The organism is Citrobacter sp. Cpo148 (genome assembly GCF_030332375.1).
In the GTDB taxonomy this organism is placed as follows: Bacteria; Pseudomonadota; Gammaproteobacteria; order Enterobacterales; family Enterobacteriaceae; genus Citrobacter; species Citrobacter portucalensis.
In genome coordinates, this window is the sequence record NZ_JAOWHY010000050.1 from 39,139 (window position 1) to 60,692 (window position 21,554).

Annotated in this window: 23 protein-coding genes; 2 read left to right on the plus strand and 21 right to left on the minus strand. The window is 53.4% G+C overall.

The window, feature by feature from the left end:
- Nucleotides 1-27 precede the first annotated feature (27 nt).
- Complete coding sequence (locus OGY10_RS21540; protein WP_048236937.1) at nt 28-198, plus strand: YhfL family protein; 171 nt, start codon at nt 28-30, stop codon at nt 196-198.
- Nucleotides 199-265: 67 nt separating this feature from the next.
- On the opposite strand, the gene OGY10_RS21545 is transcribed toward OGY10_RS21540, so the two are convergent.
- From OGY10_RS21545 to OGY10_RS21640, 20 genes are all read right to left on the minus strand, one after another.
- Complete coding sequence (locus OGY10_RS21545) at nt 266-1,360, minus strand: aminotransferase class I/II-fold pyridoxal phosphate-dependent enzyme (protein ID WP_191226717.1); 1,095 nt, start codon at nt 1,358-1,360, stop codon at nt 266-268.
- A gap of 13 nt (nt 1,361-1,373) precedes the next feature.
- A complete protein-coding gene (locus OGY10_RS21550; RefSeq protein WP_008786313.1) occupies nt 1,374-2,678 on the minus strand; it encodes a YhfT family protein in 1,305 nt (434 codons plus the stop codon).
- Between the two features lie 11 nt (nt 2,679-2,689).
- Nucleotides 2,690-3,043: a DUF2620 domain-containing protein gene (locus OGY10_RS21555; protein WP_191226716.1), complete on the minus strand. Its 354-nt coding sequence runs from the start codon at nt 3,041-3,043 to the stop codon at nt 2,690-2,692.
- 10 nt (nt 3,044-3,053) lie between these two features.
- Complete coding sequence (locus OGY10_RS21560) at nt 3,054-3,932, minus strand: phosphotriesterase-related protein (RefSeq protein WP_286577390.1); 879 nt, start codon at nt 3,930-3,932, stop codon at nt 3,054-3,056.
- The gene (locus OGY10_RS21565) at nt 3,929-5,155 is read right to left on the minus strand and encodes a phosphopentomutase (protein ID WP_191226714.1); all 1,227 of its coding nucleotides are present in this window, start codon (nt 5,153-5,155) and stop codon (nt 3,929-3,931) included. Before OGY10_RS21565 ends, OGY10_RS21560 begins: the two co-directional genes overlap by 4 nt.
- Nucleotides 5,155-6,318 carry a YhfX family PLP-dependent enzyme gene (locus OGY10_RS21570; RefSeq protein WP_191226713.1) on the minus strand — a complete coding sequence of 388 codons (1,164 nt, stop codon included), beginning with the start codon at nt 6,316-6,318 and terminating at the stop codon, nt 5,155-5,157. Before OGY10_RS21570 ends, OGY10_RS21565 begins: the two co-directional genes overlap by 1 nt.
- Nucleotides 6,319-6,401: 83 nt before the next feature.
- Complete coding sequence (locus tag OGY10_RS21575; RefSeq protein ID WP_020996077.1) at nt 6,402-6,764, minus strand: hypothetical protein; 363 nt, start codon at nt 6,762-6,764, stop codon at nt 6,402-6,404.
- 15 nt (nt 6,765-6,779) lie between these two features.
- Nucleotides 6,780-7,685 carry a GntR family transcriptional regulator YhfZ gene (yhfZ, locus tag OGY10_RS21580; RefSeq protein ID WP_111464652.1) on the minus strand — a complete coding sequence of 302 codons (906 nt, stop codon included), beginning with the start codon at nt 7,683-7,685 and terminating at the stop codon, nt 6,780-6,782.
- A 165-nt stretch (nt 7,686-7,850) separates the two neighbouring features.
- Nucleotides 7,851-8,855: a tryptophan--tRNA ligase gene (trpS, locus tag OGY10_RS21585; RefSeq protein ID WP_191226712.1), complete on the minus strand. Its 1,005-nt coding sequence runs from the start codon at nt 8,853-8,855 to the stop codon at nt 7,851-7,853.
- Nucleotides 8,848-9,606 (minus strand): phosphoglycolate phosphatase, encoded by a 759-nt coding sequence (gene gph / locus OGY10_RS21590; protein ID WP_003837920.1) that lies wholly within the window; start codon nt 9,604-9,606, stop codon nt 8,848-8,850. Before gph ends, trpS begins: the two co-directional genes overlap by 8 nt.
- Nucleotides 9,599-10,276 (minus strand): ribulose-phosphate 3-epimerase, encoded by a 678-nt coding sequence (rpe, locus tag OGY10_RS21595; protein WP_003023561.1) that lies wholly within the window; start codon nt 10,274-10,276, stop codon nt 9,599-9,601. The genes gph and rpe overlap by 8 nt, the downstream gene beginning before the upstream one ends.
- A gap of 17 nt (nt 10,277-10,293) precedes the next feature.
- Nucleotides 10,294-11,130, minus strand: coding sequence for an adenine-specific DNA-methyltransferase (gene dam, locus OGY10_RS21600; protein ID WP_003827684.1), 837 nt, complete (start codon nt 11,128-11,130; stop codon nt 10,294-10,296).
- A gap of 117 nt (nt 11,131-11,247) precedes the next feature.
- On the minus strand, nt 11,248-12,552 hold the full coding sequence (damX, locus tag OGY10_RS21605) for a cell division protein DamX (protein ID WP_071446675.1): 1,305 nt from the start codon (nt 12,550-12,552) through the stop codon (nt 11,248-11,250).
- 96 nt (nt 12,553-12,648) lie between these two features.
- Nucleotides 12,649-13,737, minus strand: a complete 1,089-nt coding sequence (gene aroB, locus OGY10_RS21610) for a 3-dehydroquinate synthase (RefSeq protein ID WP_003827681.1) — start codon at nt 13,735-13,737, stop codon at nt 12,649-12,651.
- A 57-nt stretch (nt 13,738-13,794) separates the two neighbouring features.
- Nucleotides 13,795-14,316: a shikimate kinase AroK gene (gene aroK, locus OGY10_RS21615; RefSeq protein WP_003023552.1), complete on the minus strand. Its 522-nt coding sequence runs from the start codon at nt 14,314-14,316 to the stop codon at nt 13,795-13,797.
- Between the two features lie 404 nt (nt 14,317-14,720).
- A complete protein-coding gene (gene hofQ, locus OGY10_RS21620) occupies nt 14,721-15,968 on the minus strand; it encodes a DNA uptake porin HofQ (protein ID WP_191226711.1) in 1,248 nt (415 codons plus the stop codon).
- Nucleotides 15,871-16,284: a HofP DNA utilization family protein gene (locus OGY10_RS21625; RefSeq protein ID WP_137377649.1), complete on the minus strand. Its 414-nt coding sequence runs from the start codon at nt 16,282-16,284 to the stop codon at nt 15,871-15,873. The genes hofQ and OGY10_RS21625 overlap by 98 nt, the downstream gene beginning before the upstream one ends.
- Nucleotides 16,274-16,729, minus strand: a complete 456-nt coding sequence (locus OGY10_RS21630; RefSeq protein WP_032945211.1) for a HofO family protein — start codon at nt 16,727-16,729, stop codon at nt 16,274-16,276. Before OGY10_RS21630 ends, OGY10_RS21625 begins: the two co-directional genes overlap by 11 nt.
- Complete coding sequence (locus OGY10_RS21635; protein WP_048236940.1) at nt 16,713-17,252, minus strand: PilN domain-containing protein; 540 nt, start codon at nt 17,250-17,252, stop codon at nt 16,713-16,715. Before OGY10_RS21635 ends, OGY10_RS21630 begins: the two co-directional genes overlap by 17 nt.
- Nucleotides 17,249-18,031 (minus strand): type IV pilus biogenesis protein PilM, encoded by a 783-nt coding sequence (locus OGY10_RS21640; protein WP_100271832.1) that lies wholly within the window; start codon nt 18,029-18,031, stop codon nt 17,249-17,251. Before OGY10_RS21640 ends, OGY10_RS21635 begins: the two co-directional genes overlap by 4 nt.
- Nucleotides 18,032-18,151: 120 nt before the next feature.
- On the opposite strand from OGY10_RS21640, the gene mrcA reads away from it, so the two are divergent.
- Nucleotides 18,152-20,704 carry a peptidoglycan glycosyltransferase/peptidoglycan DD-transpeptidase MrcA gene (mrcA, locus tag OGY10_RS21645; RefSeq protein WP_162623412.1) on the plus strand — a complete coding sequence of 851 codons (2,553 nt, stop codon included), beginning with the start codon at nt 18,152-18,154 and terminating at the stop codon, nt 20,702-20,704.
- A 105-nt stretch (nt 20,705-20,809) separates the two neighbouring features.
- Here mrcA and nudE read toward each other — a convergent pair whose 3' ends face one another.
- On the minus strand, nt 20,810-21,370 hold the full coding sequence (gene nudE / locus OGY10_RS21650; RefSeq protein ID WP_048236942.1) for an ADP compounds hydrolase NudE: 561 nt from the start codon (nt 21,368-21,370) through the stop codon (nt 20,810-20,812).
- Nucleotides 21,371-21,554: the final 184 nt, after the last annotated feature.

The window sequence follows — 21,554 nt, forward strand, 5'->3', positions numbered from 1 at the left end:
AAATAGATATCTAACAAGGATTTTGACATGTTTAAATTTGCAAAAATCACCATCGTTGCTGGTGTTCTGGCTACGCTGACCGCGTGCACTGGTCATATCGAAAACACAAAAAATAACTGCAGCTACGATTATTTCCTGCATCCAGCAATTTCGATTTCTAAAATTATTGGTGGCTGTGGCCCGGCTGCGAATCAGTAATAGAAGCGATTGCGCAGATACAAAAAAACCGGGAACTTCCCGGTTTTTGCATTTATAGATTAGGTGCTCATTCACATGTTATCGCACTCACGCTCTCGCGCAAAATACGCAGCACCGTTTCTTCGCCACTTCGGTTTGGATTGATTCGAATCGCATAATCGCCCAACGACGGACTCGCTTCGCGAAACGTCCCCGAAAGGCGATAGAACAGCGGAGGGATCTCATACTTCGACTCAGCTCCCACCGGGTATGGCAGCGCGCCTCTCTCTTGTGCCGCTTTCAGCACACGAGCGGCAATCGGCTGGTGAAACTCCACGATCAGCACCTTCGACTGAGCATTGGCGATGACGGCTTTTTTCACCTCGGGCAGCACTCCGCTATTGAGCATCGTCAGCAATCGTTCGGAAACGCCAGCCTGTACCGCATGCATCACCGGAGCGAAAACCAGGCCGCGGAGCACCTCCAGCGCCTGCGCTCCCTGAATCTGGCTACCACCGGAATAAAGCGTCGCACGGATTTTAGCGATAGCCTCCGCCTTGCCGACCACCGCCCCTACTCCCTCCGGACCAAAGAGCTTGAAGCAGGAAAAGGTAGACAGCGTCGCCCCACATTCACAGCCGATACCGTCAACCTTCATCACCGCGTAGTTATCGTCGGTTAACGTCGGCACGCCGCACTTTGTTATTTCCGCCAACACCTCGGCTAACACGTAACGATCCTGCGGTTGCTGACGCGTATGCTGCACCAGTGCGGCGTCGGGACGATGCTGCGTAATTGCCTGCGTGATTGCCGGGAGGCAGTTAAAATCCGCCCTGACCAGGGTAATACCCATCTGCTCAACGAGTACCTGCGTTGTGGGATACACCGGCGCATCATGAACCAGCAGACGCTGGCCGGGTTTGAGCAGCGCAGCCAGCCCGGCGCGAATAGCCCCGGTGCCCGCCCCCTGAACCAGCGCTGCGGCCTCAGCATGAAATGCCTCGGCCAGCACCTTTTCCACACGTTGCGTCACCCGAGGCTGATTTAGCCCCGGAGCCAATCCCAAATCACCTCCGGCCAGAAAATCAGCGCCAGGAAAGTGACAGCAAATCGTATCTACCAGCGCAAACTGCTTTTGCTGTGCTTGCGTGAGCGTCAGGCTTTGCAGAGGAAACGTCTTCATGTTTTACGCCTCCTCAGGCCGGAACAAACAGACCAAACCAGTAGAGAATATTCAGTACGATACCGGTGATCATCACCGCCACTACCGGCGCGGCCATCTTCTGTACCGGACGTCCAATCGATTCATTGAGGAAGTAGATCGCTACCGCAATTGAGAAACCGGTGTAGCCTGCCATCTTGATGGCGGCAAAAATCGAACCGATCAACAGTGCCATTTCCATCAGCATATTCATCGCATTACGAATATTGTCCGATGCGTTACGTACTGATGGATAACGCCCCAGCCATTTGCCAATAGAGCGCAGCAGCAGCACTTCCGCTGAAATCACGATAGCGCCAAGGATTGCCGCAATCCACGGATTCGGTGCCAGGTAGCCAACGGAATAAACGAAGGTGAAACCCGCTACCGCGTAAACACCCGTCGCCAGCGCGGTTGTCGCAATCATCGGTACAAAGCCCAGCCCGCGCATAAACTCCGCCAACGCCGCCTGGTTAACCAGCGTCTGCGACTGCTCCGGCGTAATCCCTGCCGAATAGGCTTTTTCCAGCGTAAAAATTGAGACCTCGCTACCTGCAAAAATTTTCATACTGGCAACGGCGGCAATCAGCGCGCCGACGATGGCAATATACGGCAGGTTTTTAATAATCCGCGAAGTTCGTTCTTCAAAGACCGATAGCCCGCTGGCATCCATCTCCTCATCACCGCGGTGGCGAATATCATGCGTAATGGCGATCGCCAGTAGCATCATCATCCCCACAAAAATCTCAATTGATTCTGGGTTCAGATGCGGGAAGTAACGCACCACCACCACGCGGGTCATCAGTACGACCACCGCCGCGATAATGCTGTGCTTCCAGCCAAACTGGTAGAAAATCGCCACCAGCGGGAAGAGTGCGAATGCGGACACCACTGGAGAACTCAGTTCACCGAGGCTACCCAGCACATCAACCGGCAGCGCTGTGAGCAGATGGTTCACCGGCAGCAGGCAGGTCAGAATCAATACGCCCCAGATAGCGCCCAGACCGAACGCCAGCAGGCTGTTCATCGCCAGCACGCCGAGAATATCCGTCGGCAGGAACAGCAGCCAGGCGTTGAGCAAGCCGGTTTTCAGGGTAAAGGAGATCCCCACCGACGCCACAAAGCCGATACTCAGACCAAACGCGATACTTCCCGCCTCACGGCGATTCATGTACCCCTCGATCAGCTGCGGCAGAATCGGGCGGATGCCGTCATGAAAGACGGCCGCCGAGCGGTGTGCCAGAAGTGACGTCATGCCGGTCAGGCAGGCCACCACCACAATCTGAATATACAGATCCATAGTCATGCCTTTTATTTCAGGTGGTTAACCAGCATCGGAATCGCATGTTCAACATGTTCGACGGAGAGACCAAAAGCCACTTTCCCTTCCGCAACCATTTTTGCGATATGTTCATCTTTCGCCTTAATACCCGGCTTGGCGATAGTGCAGCTTTTGTTGTAGCCAATCACCGCGATGGCAATCGACAGCGCTGCACCCGCGCCGGTGTTACAAGCGCCGATGTAGTAATCCAGTTGTCCGGCTTTCACCTTCATCGCCGCTTCCATATCGTTATGAATGGAGACTTCAAAGCAGCCCGGTGCTGCGGTTTCGATGGTCTTTTTAATCTGCTCACGCTGTAAGCCAGCAACGCCAATCTTTTTCATGATTCTGTCCTTATTGGAAAAATTGTGAGGGGTTATCACGCAACATCGTGTCCACATCGGCCTGGCTGAATCCTGACTGGCGCAACTGTGGGATAAAAGTGGTTAACAGATAGTCATAGCCATTGCCGCCATTGGCTTTTAAATGCGAGCGGCGGGTAATATCCATGGAGAGCATCACGCGATTCAACAGCCCGCGATTACGTAGCTTATGCAGCATGCCAATGCGCTTCTCGTCCGGGTAATAGTTGTTTTTACCGATGGTATCGAATTGCACATACGCACCGAGATCGATCATGCGTAAGATATTGTCGAGGTTATCTTTCAGGTCACAGTGACCAACGGTTACGCGGGAAAGGTCAACGCCGTGCGCCTGTAGCAACACCAGCTGTTCCACCCCCATCGTGCTAAAAGAGGTATGGGTTGAGATGGGGCGTCCGGTTTCGATGTGTGCCCGCGCCGCGGCGATAAACACCTTCTCCTCAAGCGGCGTAATCACCCCTTCACTGGAGCCAATTTCCGCGATAATTCCGGCCTTCAATTCAGTACCATCAATACCGATAACTATCTCATCGACCATCTCCTGCGCGAGCTGTTCCACGCTGCGGGCCGCAACATGTTCAGGGAAGAACGCATCCTGGTAATAGCCTGTGCAAGCCACGACGTTGATTCCGGTCTCGCGCATCAGGTCGAGCATGAATTGCGGATTACGTCCCATATAGCGGTTGGTCATCTCAATAATGTTGCTGACGCCTAACGCCCGGAGATCCTTCATTTCCTGACAAATGAGATCGTACTGATCTAACCGGCAGTCGAGGTTATTCTTGAACCCGGAGAGATCGATATGCAGATGTTCGTGGACCCAGGTGTAGCCCGTCGGATCAAAGTTCATAAAGTGTCTCCTGTAAGGCGCAATGCCGAGAGAAAAGAACAGCCATTTTGTGGTGCCGCCGCGCCGAAAAATTCACACACCGTAGCGCCAACGTCAGATAACGTCGCCCGGATGCCTAATTGCGCAGGCGCCAGCCCCTGTTGATATACCAATACCGGCACAACTTCCCGGGTATGATGGCTGTGACCAATGGTCGGATCGTTACCGTGATCGGCCATAACCACCAGGCAGTCATTTGGATCCATAGCGGCCAGAAGGCGCGAAAGATTAAGATCGACAAGCTGCAACCGCTCCGCATAACGTGCCACGTCTTCCGCGTGTCCGGCGAGGTCGGTCTCCTGAATGTTGGTACAGATAAATACCGTCGACTCAGCGTTAAATTCGTTAAGCGTGATATCCATGATCTGCTGGCTATCCACCAGGTTTTGCCAGCTGCGCCCGTGCGGATTGCCAACGATGTCCGCCACTTTACCGACCAGCACGGTAGGGATTCCGGCGTCATGCAGTTTTTGCGGTACCTGTACCTGCTCATCTACACCAAACCCCATATGCCTGACCTGGAAGCCATTTTCATAGGCGCCGGAGCGTGGGGCGTTAATACCGATAAAGCGTCCCTCTTTGGTCTCGGCTGCATCCAGAATGCGCTGGCTGTCTGCAAGCTGACCGCCAAACGCGATCACGCGCCCAACCTGAACCTGCTCACGCACCACCTGGCCTATCTTTAGCACCTCATCAAACGGGATAACGGCAAGATTGGCGGTAATGTTGTAGACCTGACCTAAATCCGCTTCGAGGTTATCGCCCACCGCAACCGCATCGTTGACCCAAAGAAACGCCAGGTCGTCGCCGCGGCGTTCCACATGCCAGCCCGCGGCTTTCAGCGCCTGTTCAACTCCATCGATGACGTCGCTAAATGGCATCCGCAGCGGAGCCTGAGGCCGCGTGCCTAAAATCTCCTGATGGCCCATAAAGGTATCTCCCCCTTCATGCTGTAGCTCTGCAACGCCCCAGACTGCAGATGCTGAAGGTTTCATCACGCCCGGCGCAAAGCCCAGAGCGTTAATCAGCCCCAACTTCTCAAGCGTTGGCAGCCGTAACTGCGGGAGTTCGCCCAGGATATGACCACAGGTATTCGCTCCGGCATCCTGCGGCCTGACCCGCGTGACGTCTTTCATTGCACCAACGCCAAAACTGTCGATTACTAACACCACGAATCGGGCCATTAGTCCTCCAGAATATTGCCGAGACTGTCGTAACGCGCGACGATTTCAGCTGCACCGTGCTGAATACCCGACACCAGCACCACGTCGCTACGCGTCACGAAGATCTGGGTGCGAAAACAGAAGATCACCGCGCTGCTCACCGGAAACTCCCCGGCAACAGGCAGGTAGTAGTCAATACTGCTGTCATCTACGGGTTTTAGCTTCGCTGCGATCGGCGAGTCACTTTCTGGCGTAAAGACCAGCGCATTTTGCGCATGGCCGCGACGGTAATAACCCCCACCGTAGCAATAACTGTCCCCGCGAAAATTGTGCGATACCTCGCTCAGCCAGAGCATCGCGATTCGTTCCGGCTGGTCGCCTTTTTGATTGGAAGGAATAGTGCCTGTCAGTGCATGACCCGGCTCGGCGTGGGTGACGCCATATTCCGCCAGCAGAGGGAGTGACGAACAGCTACTGGCTGACGGCGCGTTAAGTTGCTCAATGGCAATCCCGGCTTCCGCCAACTGACGTCGTGCATTCACCAGCGTGTGCAGATTAGGCGTCGGCATCGTCTGCGCTGAGTTTTCATCCCATAACAGGCAGGGGAAATGGGTCAACCCGCTCAGGCGTAAGCCCGGCAGCCTGCGAATTTCATTGACCACATCCGTCAGATACATCAGCGGAAATCCGCTTTCCTGCCCCGGATAGAGAAAATCATCCTTGTCGTACACTTTCAGCATCACGTTCTGTTCACAGCTGGCCTTCACCGCTGCAGCTGAAACTTCACGCGCTTTCTCCAGCGAGAACAACGTGATGACCTCAGTGCCCTGCGCCACTGCGTCATTGACCAGTCGCGACGGGATCTGCACCAGATGTCCCTGGTGCGCAACCGGTAACCCGGCACGGCGCATGACGCGACTCTCCTTGTAATCGACAACCACGATGCCTTCATAGCCAAGCTGCAACAGCTTGTCCGCCAGCCACGGGTTACGTCCTACCTGTTTGGTCATCAGATATAGCGAGATGCCATGTTGCCTCGCGACATCCAGCAGGCGTTTACCATTCTCAATAACCTGGTCAACATCAATAACCCAACTGTCAGGTGCGATCTTTCCCTGCTGCCACAACGCGATAGCAGCTGAGATAAGCGCGGGGTTCTGGCGTTTCAATGCCTCTATAAACATTTCTCTGCCTCGTTTCTAATCCTTCAGCTAAATATTCATTTTTTTGAATATTTAGGGTGCAATAGGCTAATTCTCCATGGGTTTTAGACGCCTTCGTTCGCAGCCATCCACAATCCATACAAGTTCGCCAACATGTAGCCTTCTTCATTCGCGTGCAGCGTCACCGTGAACTCTTTCAGCAACGCCTGATGTACCAGCAAAATAGTTGGCCAGAGATGAGATTGCGTCAGCTCCTCTAACAGCTCACCATCCAGTGCTTCAATCACTTCGCCCTTGCGGCTACGCATTAACGCGCTCGCCATATGGGTCATCGCCATGGTTCCTTGCTCATTGTGAATCGGCAAACACCACTCTTCATCCAACCGCCTGACTACTTGCAGCATGCCGCTGCAAATATCCTTGTCGATAACGCCTGCTTCGCACAGCAGGTTAAGCCTGTTTTCCATGTCGTTCGCCTTCACTTAATAACTGGGTTCCTGTTCACCGTTCGCCACACGTTGCTGGTGGGCAAGCAGCGCCTCTTTATTAACAACGGCTCGCAGTAGCTGTTGCATCGGATAATCCTCTGCCCGGGTCAGTACCACGGCCTCCGTGGCCTGAAGAAACCGCGGATCGTTGGTAAGCGGCGTGGCTTCTAATCCCAAAACTGCCAGCTCGGCCTCCGCAACCACGTTCCAGATAACCGCGTCCACGTCCCCTTTCGCGATGCGCTGCAAACTCTCGTGATAAGGCATATCGATCAATTCAACGTCACGGTCGCCAAAACAGGCCTCGGTCATGATTTTCTGATCCGCCGAACGGTTATCCAGACCGACACGTTTTACTGTTGCAGATTCGCCCTTGCGACAAATCAGCTGGTGCTCGCCAACGTAGGTATGCGGCCCCAGCGCCAACGTGATACGCAATCTGTCCTGGGCAAGGTAACTTTCCGCCGCCAGACGAGAAACCACCGCCATGTCGTAGACGCCGTTTAGCAGGCATTCCACGCGAATATCAGCCCCACGCATGTGTGCGTAATAAAATGGGATCCCGTCGAACTGCGCCTTCAGCCCACTCGCCAGCCCTTCATATAAACGGGTGTAGGGCAGCGGCATCGCACAAACTACGTTATTAATATCTACATGCTTTAGCAGCGTACGGTTATCCATCTCCACCAGATAGCTACCGTTACGCCCGCGACGCTCAATACGGATTGCCCCGGAAGATTCCAGCGTTTTCAACGCGGCCTGGGTTAACCCTACCGATGAGTGACACTCGGTTGCCAGTTCATCGATAGTTTTTAGTCTGTTACCGCACTTCTCACCGAGCAGGTAACGGGCCAGGGTTGTCAGCACAACCCCCTCTTTCTTGATAAATGTCCGACGCATTTTATATTTTCAGTAAATTGAATATTTATATCTTCATTAAAGTGAAGATATAACGCAATGAGGAAATATGCAAACGGCGAGGCGCTTCACATTTTTTGAGGTTCACAAACGAGCAGGCGAAAAAAAACCGGGCGTAACCCGGTTTCTTCAGTATCGCAGGGAGCATTACGGCTTGGCGACAAAACCAATCGCTTCGTAAACGGCTTTCAGCGTAACAGATGCGCGGGCGCTGGCTTTTTCCGCACCTTCTTTCATCACTTTCTGCAGGAAAGTTTCATCGTTACGGAAACGGTGATAGCGTTCCTGAAGCTCGGTCAGCATACCGGAAACGGCCTCTGCGACTTCACCTTTCAAATGACCATACATTTTGCCTTCGAAGTGCTGTTCCAGCTCCGGAATGCTCTTACCGGTGACGGCGGAGAGAATATCCAGCAGGTTGGAAACACCCGCTTTGTTCTGCACGTCGTAGCGTACAACCGGCGGCTCTTCGGAGTCGGTCATCGCACGTTTGATTTTTTTAACCACAGATTTCGGATCTTCCAGCAGGCCGATCACGTTGTTGCGGTTGTCATCCGACTTGGACATTTTCTTCGTCGGCTCCAGCAGCGACATCACGCGCGCGCCGGATTTAGGAATGAACGGCTCAGGCACTTTGAAGATGTCGCCATACAGAGCGTTAAAGCGTTGGGCGATATCGCGGCTCAGTTCCAGATGCTGTTTCTGATCTTCGCCAACCGGTACCTGGTTGGTCTGATACAGCAGGATGTCTGCCGCCATCAGTACCGGATAATCAAACAGACCGGCGTTGATGTTCTCCGCATAGCGCGCGGATTTGTCTTTGAACTGGGTCATACGGCTCAGTTCGCCGAAGTAGGTGTAGCAGTTCAGCGCCCAACCTAACTGTGCATGCTCCGGTACGTGAGACTGCACGAAAATGGTGCTTTTTTCAGGATCGATACCGCATGCCAGATACAGCGCCAGCGTATCGAGCGTTGCTTTACGCAGCTGCTGAGCATCCTGACGAACGGTGATGGCATGTTGGTCAACGATGCAGTAGATGCAATGGTAGTCATCCTGCATGCTCACCCACTGACGCAGCGCACCCATATAGTTGCCAATGGTCAATTCACCTGAGGGCTGTGCGCCACTAAAAACGATGGGCTTAGTCATTTTTTGATTCCTGATTTTCGCTATGCGGAAGCCCGAGAGCGGGCAGTAGTTCATTAATACGGTCGTAAATAACGTCGGGCTGGCTCAGCGCGATCGACTCGCCGTAGTTGTAGCCATAGGTCAGGCCAACGGACGGACAGCCAGCAGCTTTTGCCGCCTGAATATCATTGCGTGAATCCCCTACGAAGAGCATTTGCTCAGGCTTGATGCCAAGCTTACTTGCCACAAGCAGCAGCGGATCCGGATGCGGTTTTTTATTCTGCACGTCGTCACCACCGATGACCACGCTAAAGTACTTGGCGATATCTAATGCTTCGAGCAATGGCGCGACAAACGGGGTCGGTTTGTTGGTCACCAGACCCAGCGGCAATCCTTTCGCATGCAGCGCGCCCAGCGTGTCGGCAACATCAGGGAACAGGAATGTCCCCTCTTCTGCGACATCGCCGTAGTATCTGTCGAACAGCTTACGCAAAATGCGTACCTGCTCCTCGGCGGGAATATCATCATCAACGGGCGGTTTACCCATCGTTTTACGTAATGTTGCGCGCTCCTGACGGGACCACGCCAGCGCGCGCTCCATCAGTACATCTGCACCGTTACCAATCCAGGTGATAACGCGTTCTTCTCCGGCAACCGGCAGTTCCAGCGCATACAGCGCCATGTCCACCGCTGCGGCTAATCCCGGCGCGCTGTCGACCAGCGTGCCGTCGAGGTCAAATGCAGCGCCCCGAATATCCTGAAACTTATCCATGACTTACCTTCGCCAGTTCATTGCGCATTTCATCAATGACTTTTTTGTAGTCTGGTTGGTCGAAAATGGCGGAGCCTGCAACAAACATATCTGCGCCTGCCGCGGCAATTTCACCAATGTTATTCACTTTGACGCCACCGTCCACTTCGAGGCGGATATCGTAGCCAGATTCATCAATACGACGACGCACTTCGCGCAGCTTATCCAGCGTTTGTGGGATGAAGGACTGTCCGCCAAAGCCTGGGTTAACGGACATCAGCAGGATCACATCGAGCTTATCCATGACGTAGTCCAGATAGCTCAGCGGTGTTGCCGGGTTGAACACCAGGCCCGCTTTACAGCCATGCTCTTTGATCAGCTGTAAAGTGCGATCGACATGCTCGGAGGCTTCCGGATGAAAAGTAATGATGCTGGCGCCAGCGGCGGCGAAGTCCGGGACAATACGATCGACCGGTTTCACCATCAGGTGAACATCAATCGGGGCGGTGATGCCATATTTACGCAGCGATTTCAGTACCATCGGTCCGATGGTCAGGTTCGGTACGTAGTGATTGTCCATGACGTCGAAGTGCACGACATCGGCACCGGCAGTCAGCGCTCTCGCGGTGTCCTCACCCAGGCGGGCAAAATCAGCCGACAGAATTGAGGGGGCGATCAAATACTGTTTCATCCGCTTCTCCTTGAGATTTATTTCTTCGCAGGCGTTACGACTCCTGGTTTATACAGTGCCAGCAGTTCGTTCACCTTTTTACGCGTGCCGCCATTGCTGCTTATGCTGCGCCGCACTTTGACCTGAAAATGTTTCGCCGCTCGGTACCATTCACGGGTATCGGGCGTATCGTGGTTCGAAATTAACACCGGGATCTGCTTACTGACCAGCTTTTCTGCCATCTCGGCCAAATGCGCCTGCTCTTTCGGGCTAAAGCTGTTGGTGTGATACGCAGTGAAATTTGCCGTCGCCGAAAGCGGTGCATAAGGCGGGTCACAATAGACCACAGAGTTGCTATCCGCACGGTTCATGCACTCTTCATAGGAGAGGCAATGGAACTCCGCATTCTGCGCTTTCTCAGCAAAATGGTACAACTCAGCTTCCGGGAAGTAAGGTTTTTTATAACGCCCAAACGGGACGTTAAACTCGCCGCGCAGGTTATAACGGCACAATCCGTTGTAACCAAAGCGGTTCAGATACAAGAACAGCACTGCTCTGCGGAACGGATCCTCGCTGGCATTAAATTCTTCTCTGAACCGATAGTACACCTCAGCCTGATTGGTTTCAGGCATAAACAGCTCACGCGAAGCCTGCACATACTCATCGGTACGCGTCTTCACGATGTTATAGAGACTGATAAGGTCGCTGTTGATATCGGCAAGAATATAACGAGAAAAGTCGGTGTTGAGAAACACCGACCCGGCACCCACGAAAGGTTCAATCAGGCACTCACCCTGAGGTAAATGCCGTTTGATATCATCAAGCAGGGGGTATTTCCCCCCTGCCCATTTCAAAAAAGCGCGATTTTTTTTCATGCTGACTAACTAATTACACCTTCTCCGGCTGTGGAGAAAGCTCCGACAGCATCCTGCGCTTTAGTCTTTGTCCCGCAATTGGGCGAAACATCAAACCATTGCAGAACATATCCTATCTTACTTCAAATCGGCCTGAACCTGATGCAGCGGTTTTGCCCACGGGTTTTTCGCCTGAATATCAGCGGGTAACGTAGACACTGCACGCTTCGCATCTTCTTTAGACGCATACACGCCTGTCACCAGAACATACCACGGTTGACCGTTACGCGTCGTCTGGTACACCACGTAGTTCTTCAGGTTTTCTTTCTTCGCCCAACCGTTCAGGTTGTCGTAGTTAGAAGAACTGCTGAGCTGCAGCGTGTAATGGCTGGACGGCGCAGATTTTAACGCTCCAACATTACCTGCACTTTTCGCTCCGCCAGCAACAGGCGTTGTCGTTGTTGCTGTCGCCGTTGGCGCAGGCGTTGCGGTCTGCGTTGGCGTCGCAGTTGCTTTCGGCTCAGCGGTCGCTTTCGGCGTAGCGGTTACCACAGGTGCTTTAGTTGTGGTGGTCGGCGCGGTAGCAGTTACGGTTGGTTTTGCCTGAGCAACAGGTTTCGGCTCTGTCGGCGTCGCTTTCACCGTAGTTTGCGGTTTGCTCTTCGGCTCAATAACGGCCTGTTTACGTTCCTGGCGCGTAGCAGCAGGACGCTCAGTCGTTTCCGTTTTCGCCGTCTGGCGCGCAGCATTACCATTACGCATCGGCGCAACGGTCGCAGGTTCGGTCGGCAGCGTAGAGTTAACCACGGCGTTGTTAACCTGCTCCTGACCCTGCGGTTGTGTCAGAGCATTGTTCAAATCGCCTTGCACTTCAACACGCTGCTGGCCTTCGGTTGCCGCAGGTGCCTGACCTTGAGTCGGGGTAGAGGAAATCGGTGGCAGGGAAACATCCTGCTGAGTATTGCCAGCGGTCTGCTCAGTGCCCGTTGCAGGAGCCGTTGCGCTCGCCTGATCCGTTGCATTGCTGCCAGAAAGATCGATGCTCTTCTCACCAGATGCTGCCTGCTCATTGGAAGAAGATGAGGGGGCTTTCAGCGCAGAACCAATGCCGATAATCAGCAGCAGCAGTACCAGAACACCCACACCCATCATCATATATTGGCGGGAGGCAGGTTTGCTGGCGGCTTTCTTACGCTTGCGCGGACGACGTTCTACACGCTCTTCATCCACGGCATCGTCATCAGATTCATACTCTTCTTCAATGTCCTGCTCTTCTTCACGCTCTTTGCGTGCACGTGCAGGACGGCGATCGTCAGCATCCAGATCAACATCATCAAAATTGATTTGCGGCTCATTATCGCGTTCAGACGATTGACGAGAACGACCAGTACGACGATCGCTGGGATCGGGTTTCAGCTCGTCTTCTGGTTTGAATTCATCCATTTAACACCCCACTCAAAGGTTAATGCTTACGACTTTGCACATAACCTGAAGCTAAAAGACCTACGTTTCGCAACGTAAGCCTGACCTTTCTTGTTGTTACGCCTGCTGGCAATCAGCAATAGCGTTAAGAACCACCTCGTGCGACACTCCGCCGCGCACTTCACTCTTCCCTATCGCTCGCGGAAGCACCAAACGAATCTCTCCCGCTAACACTTTTTTATCTCGCAGCATGTGCGGCAGATAAGCCTCGGTGGACATTTCACGCGGCCCATTCACCGGTAAGCCAGCTCGCTGTAACAGCGTAATGATTCGCTGCGTATCAGCGGAGGTGAACTGACCCAAACGTTCTGACGTACGGGCAGCCATTACCATACCTGCTGCGACTGCTTCACCATGTAACCAATTGCCATAACCCATTTCAGCTTCGATCGCATGGCCAAACGTGTGTCCCAGATTCAGTAAAGCACGTAAGCCCATTTCACGCTCGTCTGCTGCGACAACTTCTGCTTTCAGCTCACAACAACGACGGATACAGTACGCCATTGCCGGACCATCCAGACGCAGTAACGCATCCAGATTGTCTTCCAGCCAGCTGAAAAATTCGCCGTCAAGAATGATGCCGTATTTGATCACTTCCGCCAGCCCCGATGCCAGCTCACGCGCAGGAAGCGTTTTCAGACAATCGAGATCCACCACCACGGAGGCCGGTTGGTAAAACGCGCCAATCATGTTTTTACCGAGGGGATGGTTTACGGCGGTTTTGCCGCCAACGGAGGAGTCGACCTGCGACAACAGAGTTGTCGGGACTTGAATAAAACGAACACCACGTTGATAGCTGGCTGCCGCAAAACCGGTCAGATCGCCAATCACGCCGCCGCCAAGGGCAACTAACGTGGTATCACGACCGTGCGGTTTTTGCAGTAACGCGGTGAAAACCGTATCCAGAACCGTCAGGCTTTTATACTGCTCGCCATCGGGAAGGATAACGCTATCAACGTTAACACCCGCCTGTTCAAGTACGCCGCGAACCTTATCGAGATAAAGGGGAGCCAGGGTTTCGTTGGTCACCAACATAACCTGATCGCCCGATTTCAGCGGTAAGAATGAAGCTGGCTCATTGAACAAACCAGCCGCGATGGTGATAGGGTAACTACGTTCCCCGAGAGTGACTGTGATCCTCTCCATTACGCGACATCCACCTTAGTTACTTGTACCCGCAGACGAGTGTGTATTCAGCCAGAATTAGTTGCTTTCCAACATATGAATAATCTGGTTTGCTACGACTTTTGCGCTCTGATCGTCGGTGCGAATGGTCACGTCAGCAATCTCTTCGTACAGAGGATTGCGTTCGTCAGCCAACGCTTCCAGAACTTCACGAGGCGGTGATTCTACCTGCAGCAGCGGGCGTTTCTTGTCACGTTGAGTACGTGCAAGTTGTTTTTCAATTGTCGTTTCAAGATAGACCACGACGCCACGCGCGGAAAGACGGTTACGTGTTTCACGTGATTTTACAGAGCCACCGCCAGTTGCCAGCACAATACCCTGTTTTTCCGTCAACTCGTTGATGACTTTTTCTTCGCGATCACGGAAGCCGTCTTCACCTTCTACATCGAAGACCCAGCCCACATCAGCTCCGGTTCGTTTCTCAATCTCTTGATCAGAATCGTAAAATTCCATATTGAGTTGTTGAGCTAACTGGCGCCCAATAGTGCTTTTTCCGGCACCCATAGGCCCAACCAGAAAGATATTGCGTTTCTCTGCCATTTTTTCGGTACTACTAAGACTATTCGTTAATGGTAAACCCGCTTCGCAGACACCCAGCGCAGCAGGACATGAACTGAAACCTCATAAGATATTGCGAGAGTCAGACTGAAAATTATCTCAATACTCAAGCGGGTTTGGCAACTGAATAAATCACCAAACCTAACGCATTTCTGGTCGTGGCAGGCATGCTACCCTGCAAACATCAGACCTGGCGACGTATCGCGCAGTCAAATGACACCCAATAAGCCTATGGCACACCACCGGAAAGGCAAAGCGTATTCACTGCCGCATAAGTAAAGAAAAGTACCGACGCTCAAATCGGTACTCCTTGTATGCTAAATACACCCTCACGTCAAATCCCTGAAACGTGTTCAGTGCAAAAACAACGGCTTTTCATGCATAAGTTATTCCGTTGAAACCAGTCTGGGCGTAATAAAGACCACTAATTCGCGCCGTTCGTCTTCTTTACCATCATGGCGAAAAAGAGAGCCAAGCCAGGGAATGTCGCCTAATAGCGGCACGCTGTCGGCTGCGGATTTATTCTTATGTGAAAAAATCCCGCCAAGCGCAATCGTCTCGCCGCTTTTTACCTCGACCTGAGTTTCAATCTCCTGCTTGTCGATAGCCAGCACTTCGCCATCTGCCTGCTGTAGAACCTGTCCGGGAACATTCTGGCTGATATGCAGTTTCAGCCTGATTCTCCCTTTCTGCAACACCGTTGGTGTTACCTCCATCCCCAGTACCGCTTCCTTGAACTCGACGGATGTCGCACCGCTTTCACCGCTGGAGACCTGATAAGGGATCTCACTGCCCTGCTTAATACTGGCAGGTTGCAGGTGAGATGCCAGTAATCGTGGGCTGGCGATGATATCCAACTGCTGTTTTTGCTCCAGCGCAGACAACTCCAGTTCCAGTAAACGACCGTTAATGCGGCCAATATTAAATCCCACACGGGATGTGGCGGTGGCTACAGAAAGGTCGCTGGCGAGCATCGTGACATTCCCAACCGCCCCCGATTGTTGTGCGTCAGCCAGCGACCACTTCACCCCCAGCTCGCGCAAACTTTTTTCATTTATGGTGACGATATGCGCCGCCAGTTCGACCTGGGCCACCGGCAAATCCATTTGCGATACCCACTTTTCCAGGGTGTTAAGCGCAACGCTATTATCACGCAGCAGTAAGCGGTTGGTCCGTTTATCCACCGTCATGCTTCCCTTGGCACTGAGCAGCTTTTCTCCTGCTTTTGCCAGCTCGGCAGCATCGGCATAGTGCAAAATAATGCTGCGCTGCTCCAGCGGCATACTGGCCTGAATCCGCGCCTGTTCATTGTCCTGGCGGGCCGCATTCTCACTCTGCCATTGAACAGAATGTACATGCAGGATGTTTCCCTCCTGGCGTAATACCAGTCCGGCACTTTTTACCACCGTCTGCAATGCCTGCTTCCAGGGGACATCCGTCAAATGCAGCGACAGCACACCGCTGACATCTGGCGAAACCACCAGGTTTTTCTGTTCCTGTTCAGCCAGCGCCTGCAATACCTGAGTAACCGGCACATCATCGACCACCAGCGTCACGTTTTGCGGTTTCGTCGCCAGCGCGCTCGTTATCCCGACCGCCAGCGCTATTACTATCCACGCTATCCATCGCTTCATTTACCGCTCCTTGTCGTTGCCACTGCCACCGCGGCGGTTCGCAGTTTTTTTCTGTGTCGAGGGTTATGTTCTGGGCCGTTATCTGCGTAATCGTCCAACCGTTTTTCAGGACGTCATTTGGCTTAACCCGCCGCCATTTTTTCTGGCTATCCTGAACGATGCCGATGGGTCTCGTGCCCTGGCTCACCATGCCCTGAAAACGCCATGTCGACAGCTCAGCAATTTGGCAACGGTCCTCCGGCGGCAGGAAGGGATTACGCATACCGGTGAGCATCAGTACGCTCATACATGCCAACAGCCAGCGTTCAACCGTCATTCAGGCGCTCCAGCTGTAGCGTTAGCAGCAGCTCCGTGTCTTCTGCGCTAAGCGAAAATCGGCTGACGTTCATCCCCTGATCCGCCAACTGGACAAACGTCTGCGGGATAGCATCCCAGGCCGATATCAGCGCCATCTCTCCGCCTTGCGCAGAGGGTTGCCAGTGGATAAGACGAGTAAGTGAAGTCTGAAACAGTAGTGGAGAGAACAGGGTCAGTTTCTCTTCCGGCTCTGCTGGTGATGCCGCTAACAGATAGACATCTCGCCATTGCATCTGAATAGCTGCCCGTTGCTGGACCAGCGTCTCGCGTTGCATCGTCCGCTCCCGCGCTACGGGATAAAGACATAATGTCACCAGTATGAGTAGCCCCAACATCCAGCCGCACCAGCAGATGAGTCGAAAGCGCGGCGACTGCGCTAACCAGACATCACAGAGCGTTATCATGCGCACCGCTCCGTGTCAGTCGATAGTGGAATTGCCAGCGTCCCTGCGCATCCTGCTGCGTTTCACCGGAGCTGCTCAACTGAAATAATGGCCGCTGGCGTAATTGCGTTTCCAGAGTCTTCAGCGCGGCAAAGTTCAGCGTGTTTCCCGTCAGTTCCAGCGTGTCCTGTTGCCAGGTCATTTTTGTTAACCACGCCTGCTCAGGCAGTAATTCCGCCAGCTCTTGCAAAACCGACTGCCAGCTTCGGGTCTGCTCACGCTGTTTGTTCCGTGCCTGCACCTGTTGCCATCGTTGCTGGCGCTGCTGCATACGCGGCTTTAGCGCCATTAAGGCCTCGACACGCGTCTTTTCGGCATCTGCCAGCAACAATTCAGCCCGATTTTCTACACTCAACACGCTGTAATTGCGCAACAACACGCCAATACTAAGCAGTAGCGAAGCGCTAAATAAGATGCCCCAGAAGCGCAGGCAAGCGTAACGCCGAGTCTGACGCCAGGGCAGAAGATTAATGGTCGCTATCATCGGTACGAGCCTCCCATAGCGAGTCCCAGCGCAATGGCGAAGTGATGGCTTTGCGTTGGAATGGGCGGCTGGCGTACAGACACGGCGCTCAAAGGATCGAAGCCGCCAGGGGAGCATTGCGCAATGGCTGTCGGGGGAAGAGATAATGTCGTGGCAAGCTCATCGATACTGCCAATATCGCCCGTTGATTTACGTCCCCATACCGAACGGGTCGCCCATAACCACTGGGCGTCATCACGCCATACCAGACACTGCTGATGTTCTGGCAAGAAGGGAATAAATCGCTGTAACGCGCTGGCATCCGGTGTAATCGCCGTAACCTGCACCTTCAGGGTTTGGATAAGCGTCAGAAGCGCTGAAATCTCTTTGCTTTGCGCAGCAGTGACGTTAAACGCCGGGCTCAACGTGTCTTCGCTATAATCAAAATGCAGCGCATCCGGCGCCATATCCAGTTCACGCGCCATCGAACCAGACAACCATGCGGTTTGCTCTGGCTCGCGTAACGTCATTGTCGGACGAGGAAACTTTTTTTGTAACGTCCTGTTGGCGGGAAAAGAGAGATGAATATGGTGTCGGCGAGGAAGCTCCCGGCTCCACGGCAGCAGCGCGGAGACCAGCTGTTCAGGCTCGCGAATGTGGCCATCGACGATAGCCTGAGGCGTCAGCGGTATACGCCACCAGCGTTGCAGATACCAACCTGATGCTTCGCGAACGATAGCGACAGCCAGCGCTTCATGTTGCTGAATATGCAGACCAATTTTCCAGATATTGAAAGCCATTGCTGATGATCTCCTTATCACCCGTCGCTTTAACGGGTATATCAATGCGTCTGGCTTGCCTTTATACTACCGCGCGTTTGTTTATAAACTGCCCAAATGCCACTAAATGGGAAATCTCCAGTGAAGTTCGTAAAGTATTTATTAATCCTTGCAGTATGTTGCATCCTGCTGGGAGCAGGCTCGATTTATGGCCTTTATCGCTATATCGAGCCGCAATTACCTGACGTCGCGACGCTCAAAGATGTGCGTTTACAGATCCCGATGCAGGTTTACAGCGCTGACGGCGAGCTAATCGCGCAATATGGCGAGAAACGTCGAATCCCGGTCACGCTGGATCAGATGCCGCCGGTAATGGTTAAAGCCTTTATCGCCACAGAAGACAGCCGCTTTTATGAGCACCATGGGGTAGACCCGGTGGGGATCTTCCGTGCGGCCAGCGTCGCATTGTTCTCTGGTCACGCGTCGCAAGGGGCGAGTACCATTACCCAACAGTTGGCGAGAAACTTCTTCCTGAGCCCGGAACGTACGCTGATGCGTAAGATCAAAGAAGTGTTTCTGGCGATCCGCATTGAACAACTGCTGAGTAAAGATGAGATCCTCGAACTGTATCTGAACAAGATCTATCTGGGGTATCGCGCCTATGGCGTGGGTGCTGCCGCGCAGGTCTATTTCGGTAAGACGGTGGATCAACTCAGCTTAAGTGAAATTGCGGTGATTGCCGGTCTGCCAAAAGCGCCGTCAACCTTCAACCCGCTCTATTCGATGGACCGTGCAACCGCGCGACGTAACGTTGTACTGTCGCGTATGTTGAGCGAAAACTACATCACGCAGGCCCAGTACGATCAGGCGCGCGGCGAGGCCATTGACGCTAACTACCACGCGCCGGAAATCGCTTTCTCTGCACCGTATCTGTCTGAAATGGTGCGCCAGGAGATGTATAACCGTTATGGCGAGAAAGCCTATGAAGACGGGTATCGCATCACCACCACCATTACGCGCAAAGTACAGCAGGCAGCTCAGCAGGCAGTACGTAACAACGTGATGGATTACGACATGCGCCACGGCTACCGCGGCCCGTCGAACGTGCTGTGGAAAGTGGGCGAAAGCAGTTGGGACAGCAAGAAAATTACCGATACGCTGAAAGCGCTGCCGACTTATGGCCCCCTGCTGCCGGCGGTTGTTACCAGCGCCAATCCACAGGAAGCCATTGCCGCGCTGGCGGATGGTACATCAGTGTCATTACGGATGGATGGTATGCGCTGGGCGCGTCCTTACCGTTCGGATACTCAACAAGGCCCAACGCCGCGTAAAGTGACCGACGTAGTACAGACTGGCCAGCAAATCTGGGTACGCCAGGTGGGCGATGCCTGGTGGCTGGCGCAAGTGCCGGATGTCAACTCCGCCCTGGTCTCCATCAATCCGCAAAACGGCGCGGTGCTGGCGCTGGTTGGTGGTTTTGACTTCAACCAGAGCAAGTTTAACCGTGCAACCCAGGCGTTACGCCAGGTGGGCTCCAACATCAAGCCATTCCTGTATACTGCCGCAATGGATAAAGGTCTGACGCTGGCGAGCATGCTCAACGACGTGCCGATCTCCCGCTGGGATGCCGGTGCTGGTTCCGACTGGCAGCCGAAGAACTCCCCGCCGCAGTACGCCGGTCCTATCCGCTTACGTCAGGGGCTGGGTCAGTCGAAAAACGTGGTGATGGTACGCGCCATGCGCGCCATGGGCGTGGATTACGCGGCAGAGTATCTGCAACGTTTCGGTTTCCCGGCACAGAACATTGTGCATACCGAGTCACTGGCGCTGGGTTCGGCTTCGTTCACGCCGTTGCAGGTGGCGCGTGGTTACGCGGTGATGTCTAACGGCGGCTTCCTGGTCGATCCGTATTTCATCAGTAAGATCGAAAGCGATATGGGCGGCGTTATCTTCGAAGCGAAGCCGAAAATTGCCTGCCCGGAATGCGATATTCCGGTGATTTACGGCGATACCCAGAAATCTAACGTGCTGGAAAACAGTAACGTAGAAGATGTCGCCGTCTCGCAGGAACAGCAGAATGCCGCCGTGCCTATGCCGCAGCTTGAGCAGGCGAACCAGGCACTGGTCGCGCAAAGCGGAACACAAGAGTACGCTCCGCACGTGATCAACACGCCGCTGGCCTTCCTGATTAAAAGCGCGCTGAACACCAATATCTTTGGTGAACCAGGCTGGATGGGAACCGGTTGGCGAGCAGGTCGCGATTTACAGCGTCATGATATCGGCGGGAAAACCGGGACTACCAACAGCTCTAAAGATGCGTGGTTCTCCGGTTACGGACCAGGGGTAGTAACGTCGGTATGGATCGGCTTTGATGACCATCGCCGCAACCTTGGTCATACAACGGCTTCCGGCGCGATCAAAGACCAAATCTCCGGCTACGAAGGCGGTGCGAAGAGTGCGCAGCCTGCATGGGATGCTTACATGAAATCCGTGCTGGAAGGTGTGCCTGAACAGCCGCTGACGCCACCGCCGGGTATCGTGACGGTCAATATCGATCGCAGCACAGGACAACTGGCGAACGGTGGCAATAGCCGCGCAGAGTACTTCATTGAAGGCACTCAGCCGACGCAACAGGCGGTGCATGAGGTGGGGACAACCATTATCGATAATGGTGAGACACACGAACTGTTCTGATCGATTGCCGGATGGCGCTTCGCTTATCCGGCCTACAATTTCGGTACAATTATTTGATCTTCCGGAATTTTGTAGGCTGGATAAGGTATCAGTTGGCAATCGTAATTAAAGCCGTCCCTGCCCTTTCAGCCATTCACGGACGAGGAACAGCGCACTGACATTACGTGCTTCATGAAAATCAGGATCTTCCAGCAGGTCCATCAAATGCGCCAGCGGCCAGCGCACCTGCGGTAATGGCTCGGGTTCATCACCCTCCAGCGATTCAGGATATAAGTCCTCTGCCACCACGATGTTCATCTTGCTGGAGAAATAAGATGGCGCCATGCTGAGTTTCTTTAAAAACGTCAGATCTTTTGCGCCAAACCCCACCTCTTCTTTCAGCTCCCGATTCGCCGCCTCAAACACGCTTTCGCCAGGATCGATTAATCCCTTGGAAAAACCCAGTTCGTAGGACTCGGTCCCGACCGCGTATTCGCGAATAAGGATCAGATGGTCGTCAACAATCGGCACAATCATTACCGCTTCACGCGTGGATGGACGCATACGTTCATAAACGCGGCGTACGCCATTGCTGAACTCAAGGTCCACGCTTTCGACCTTAAACAGCCGGGATTGGGCGATGGTTTCCACTTTCAAAATCGTGGGTTTCTGTAATGATTTGCTCATTGTGAGGATCTTTGCTGTGAAATCTGGGGTTATTGTGCGATATACCGCACGGTTTCGGCAATGTGAATTGCCGTTTATTTACATTTATGTAACGTACTAAAAGTTAATCCCTATTTCAAATTAAAAGTCAATAGGTTGAAATAACTCCAGGAATTTGCTGATATTCCATTTTTGGTGATTTTGC

Excerpts from the sequence above, each read along its gene's own strand:
- OGY10_RS21540 (WP_048236937.1), top strand. The coding sequence starts at position 28 with ATGTTTAAATTTGCAAAAATCACCATCGTTGCTGGTGTTCTGGCTACG.
- OGY10_RS21545 (WP_191226717.1), bottom strand. The coding sequence starts at position 1,360 with ATGAAGACGTTTCCTCTGCAAAGCCTGACGCTCACGCAAGCACAGCAA.
- OGY10_RS21550 (WP_008786313.1), bottom strand. The coding sequence starts at position 2,678 with ATGGATCTGTATATTCAGATTGTGGTGGTGGCCTGCCTGACCGGCATG.
- OGY10_RS21555 (WP_191226716.1), bottom strand. The coding sequence starts at position 3,043 with ATGAAAAAGATTGGCGTTGCTGGCTTACAGCGTGAGCAGATTAAAAAG.
- OGY10_RS21560 (WP_286577390.1), bottom strand. The coding sequence starts at position 3,932 with ATGAACTTTGATCCGACGGGCTACACCTGGGTCCACGAACATCTGCAT.
- OGY10_RS21565 (WP_191226714.1), bottom strand. The coding sequence starts at position 5,155 with ATGGCCCGATTCGTGGTGTTAGTAATCGACAGTTTTGGCGTTGGTGCA.
- OGY10_RS21570 (WP_191226713.1), bottom strand. The coding sequence starts at position 6,318 with ATGTTTATAGAGGCATTGAAACGCCAGAACCCCGCGCTTATCTCAGCT.
- OGY10_RS21575 (WP_020996077.1), bottom strand. The coding sequence starts at position 6,764 with ATGGAAAACAGGCTTAACCTGCTGTGCGAAGCAGGCGTTATCGACAAG.
- yhfZ (WP_111464652.1), bottom strand. The coding sequence starts at position 7,685 with ATGCGTCGGACATTTATCAAGAAAGAGGGGGTTGTGCTGACAACCCTG.
- trpS (WP_191226712.1), bottom strand. The coding sequence starts at position 8,855 with ATGACTAAGCCCATCGTTTTTAGTGGCGCACAGCCCTCAGGTGAATTG.
- gph (WP_003837920.1), bottom strand. The coding sequence starts at position 9,606 with ATGGATAAGTTTCAGGATATTCGGGGCGCTGCATTTGACCTCGACGGC.
- rpe (WP_003023561.1), bottom strand. The coding sequence starts at position 10,276 with ATGAAACAGTATTTGATCGCCCCCTCAATTCTGTCGGCTGATTTTGCC.
- dam (WP_003827684.1), bottom strand. The coding sequence starts at position 11,130 with ATGAAAAAAAATCGCGCTTTTTTGAAATGGGCAGGGGGGAAATACCCC.
- damX (WP_071446675.1), bottom strand. The coding sequence starts at position 12,552 with ATGGATGAATTCAAACCAGAAGACGAGCTGAAACCCGATCCCAGCGAT.
- aroB (WP_003827681.1), bottom strand. The coding sequence starts at position 13,737 with ATGGAGAGGATCACAGTCACTCTCGGGGAACGTAGTTACCCTATCACC.
- aroK (WP_003023552.1), bottom strand. The coding sequence starts at position 14,316 with ATGGCAGAGAAACGCAATATCTTTCTGGTTGGGCCTATGGGTGCCGGA.
- hofQ (WP_191226711.1), bottom strand. The coding sequence starts at position 15,968 with ATGAAGCGATGGATAGCGTGGATAGTAATAGCGCTGGCGGTCGGGATA.
- OGY10_RS21625 (WP_137377649.1), bottom strand. The coding sequence starts at position 16,284 with ATGACGGTTGAACGCTGGCTGTTGGCATGTATGAGCGTACTGATGCTC.
- OGY10_RS21630 (WP_032945211.1), bottom strand. The coding sequence starts at position 16,729 with ATGATAACGCTCTGTGATGTCTGGTTAGCGCAGTCGCCGCGCTTTCGA.
- OGY10_RS21635 (WP_048236940.1), bottom strand. The coding sequence starts at position 17,252 with ATGATAGCGACCATTAATCTTCTGCCCTGGCGTCAGACTCGGCGTTAC.
- OGY10_RS21640 (WP_100271832.1), bottom strand. The coding sequence starts at position 18,031 with ATGGCTTTCAATATCTGGAAAATTGGTCTGCATATTCAGCAACATGAA.
- nudE (WP_048236942.1), bottom strand. The coding sequence starts at position 21,370 with ATGAGCAAATCATTACAGAAACCCACGATTTTGAAAGTGGAAACCATC.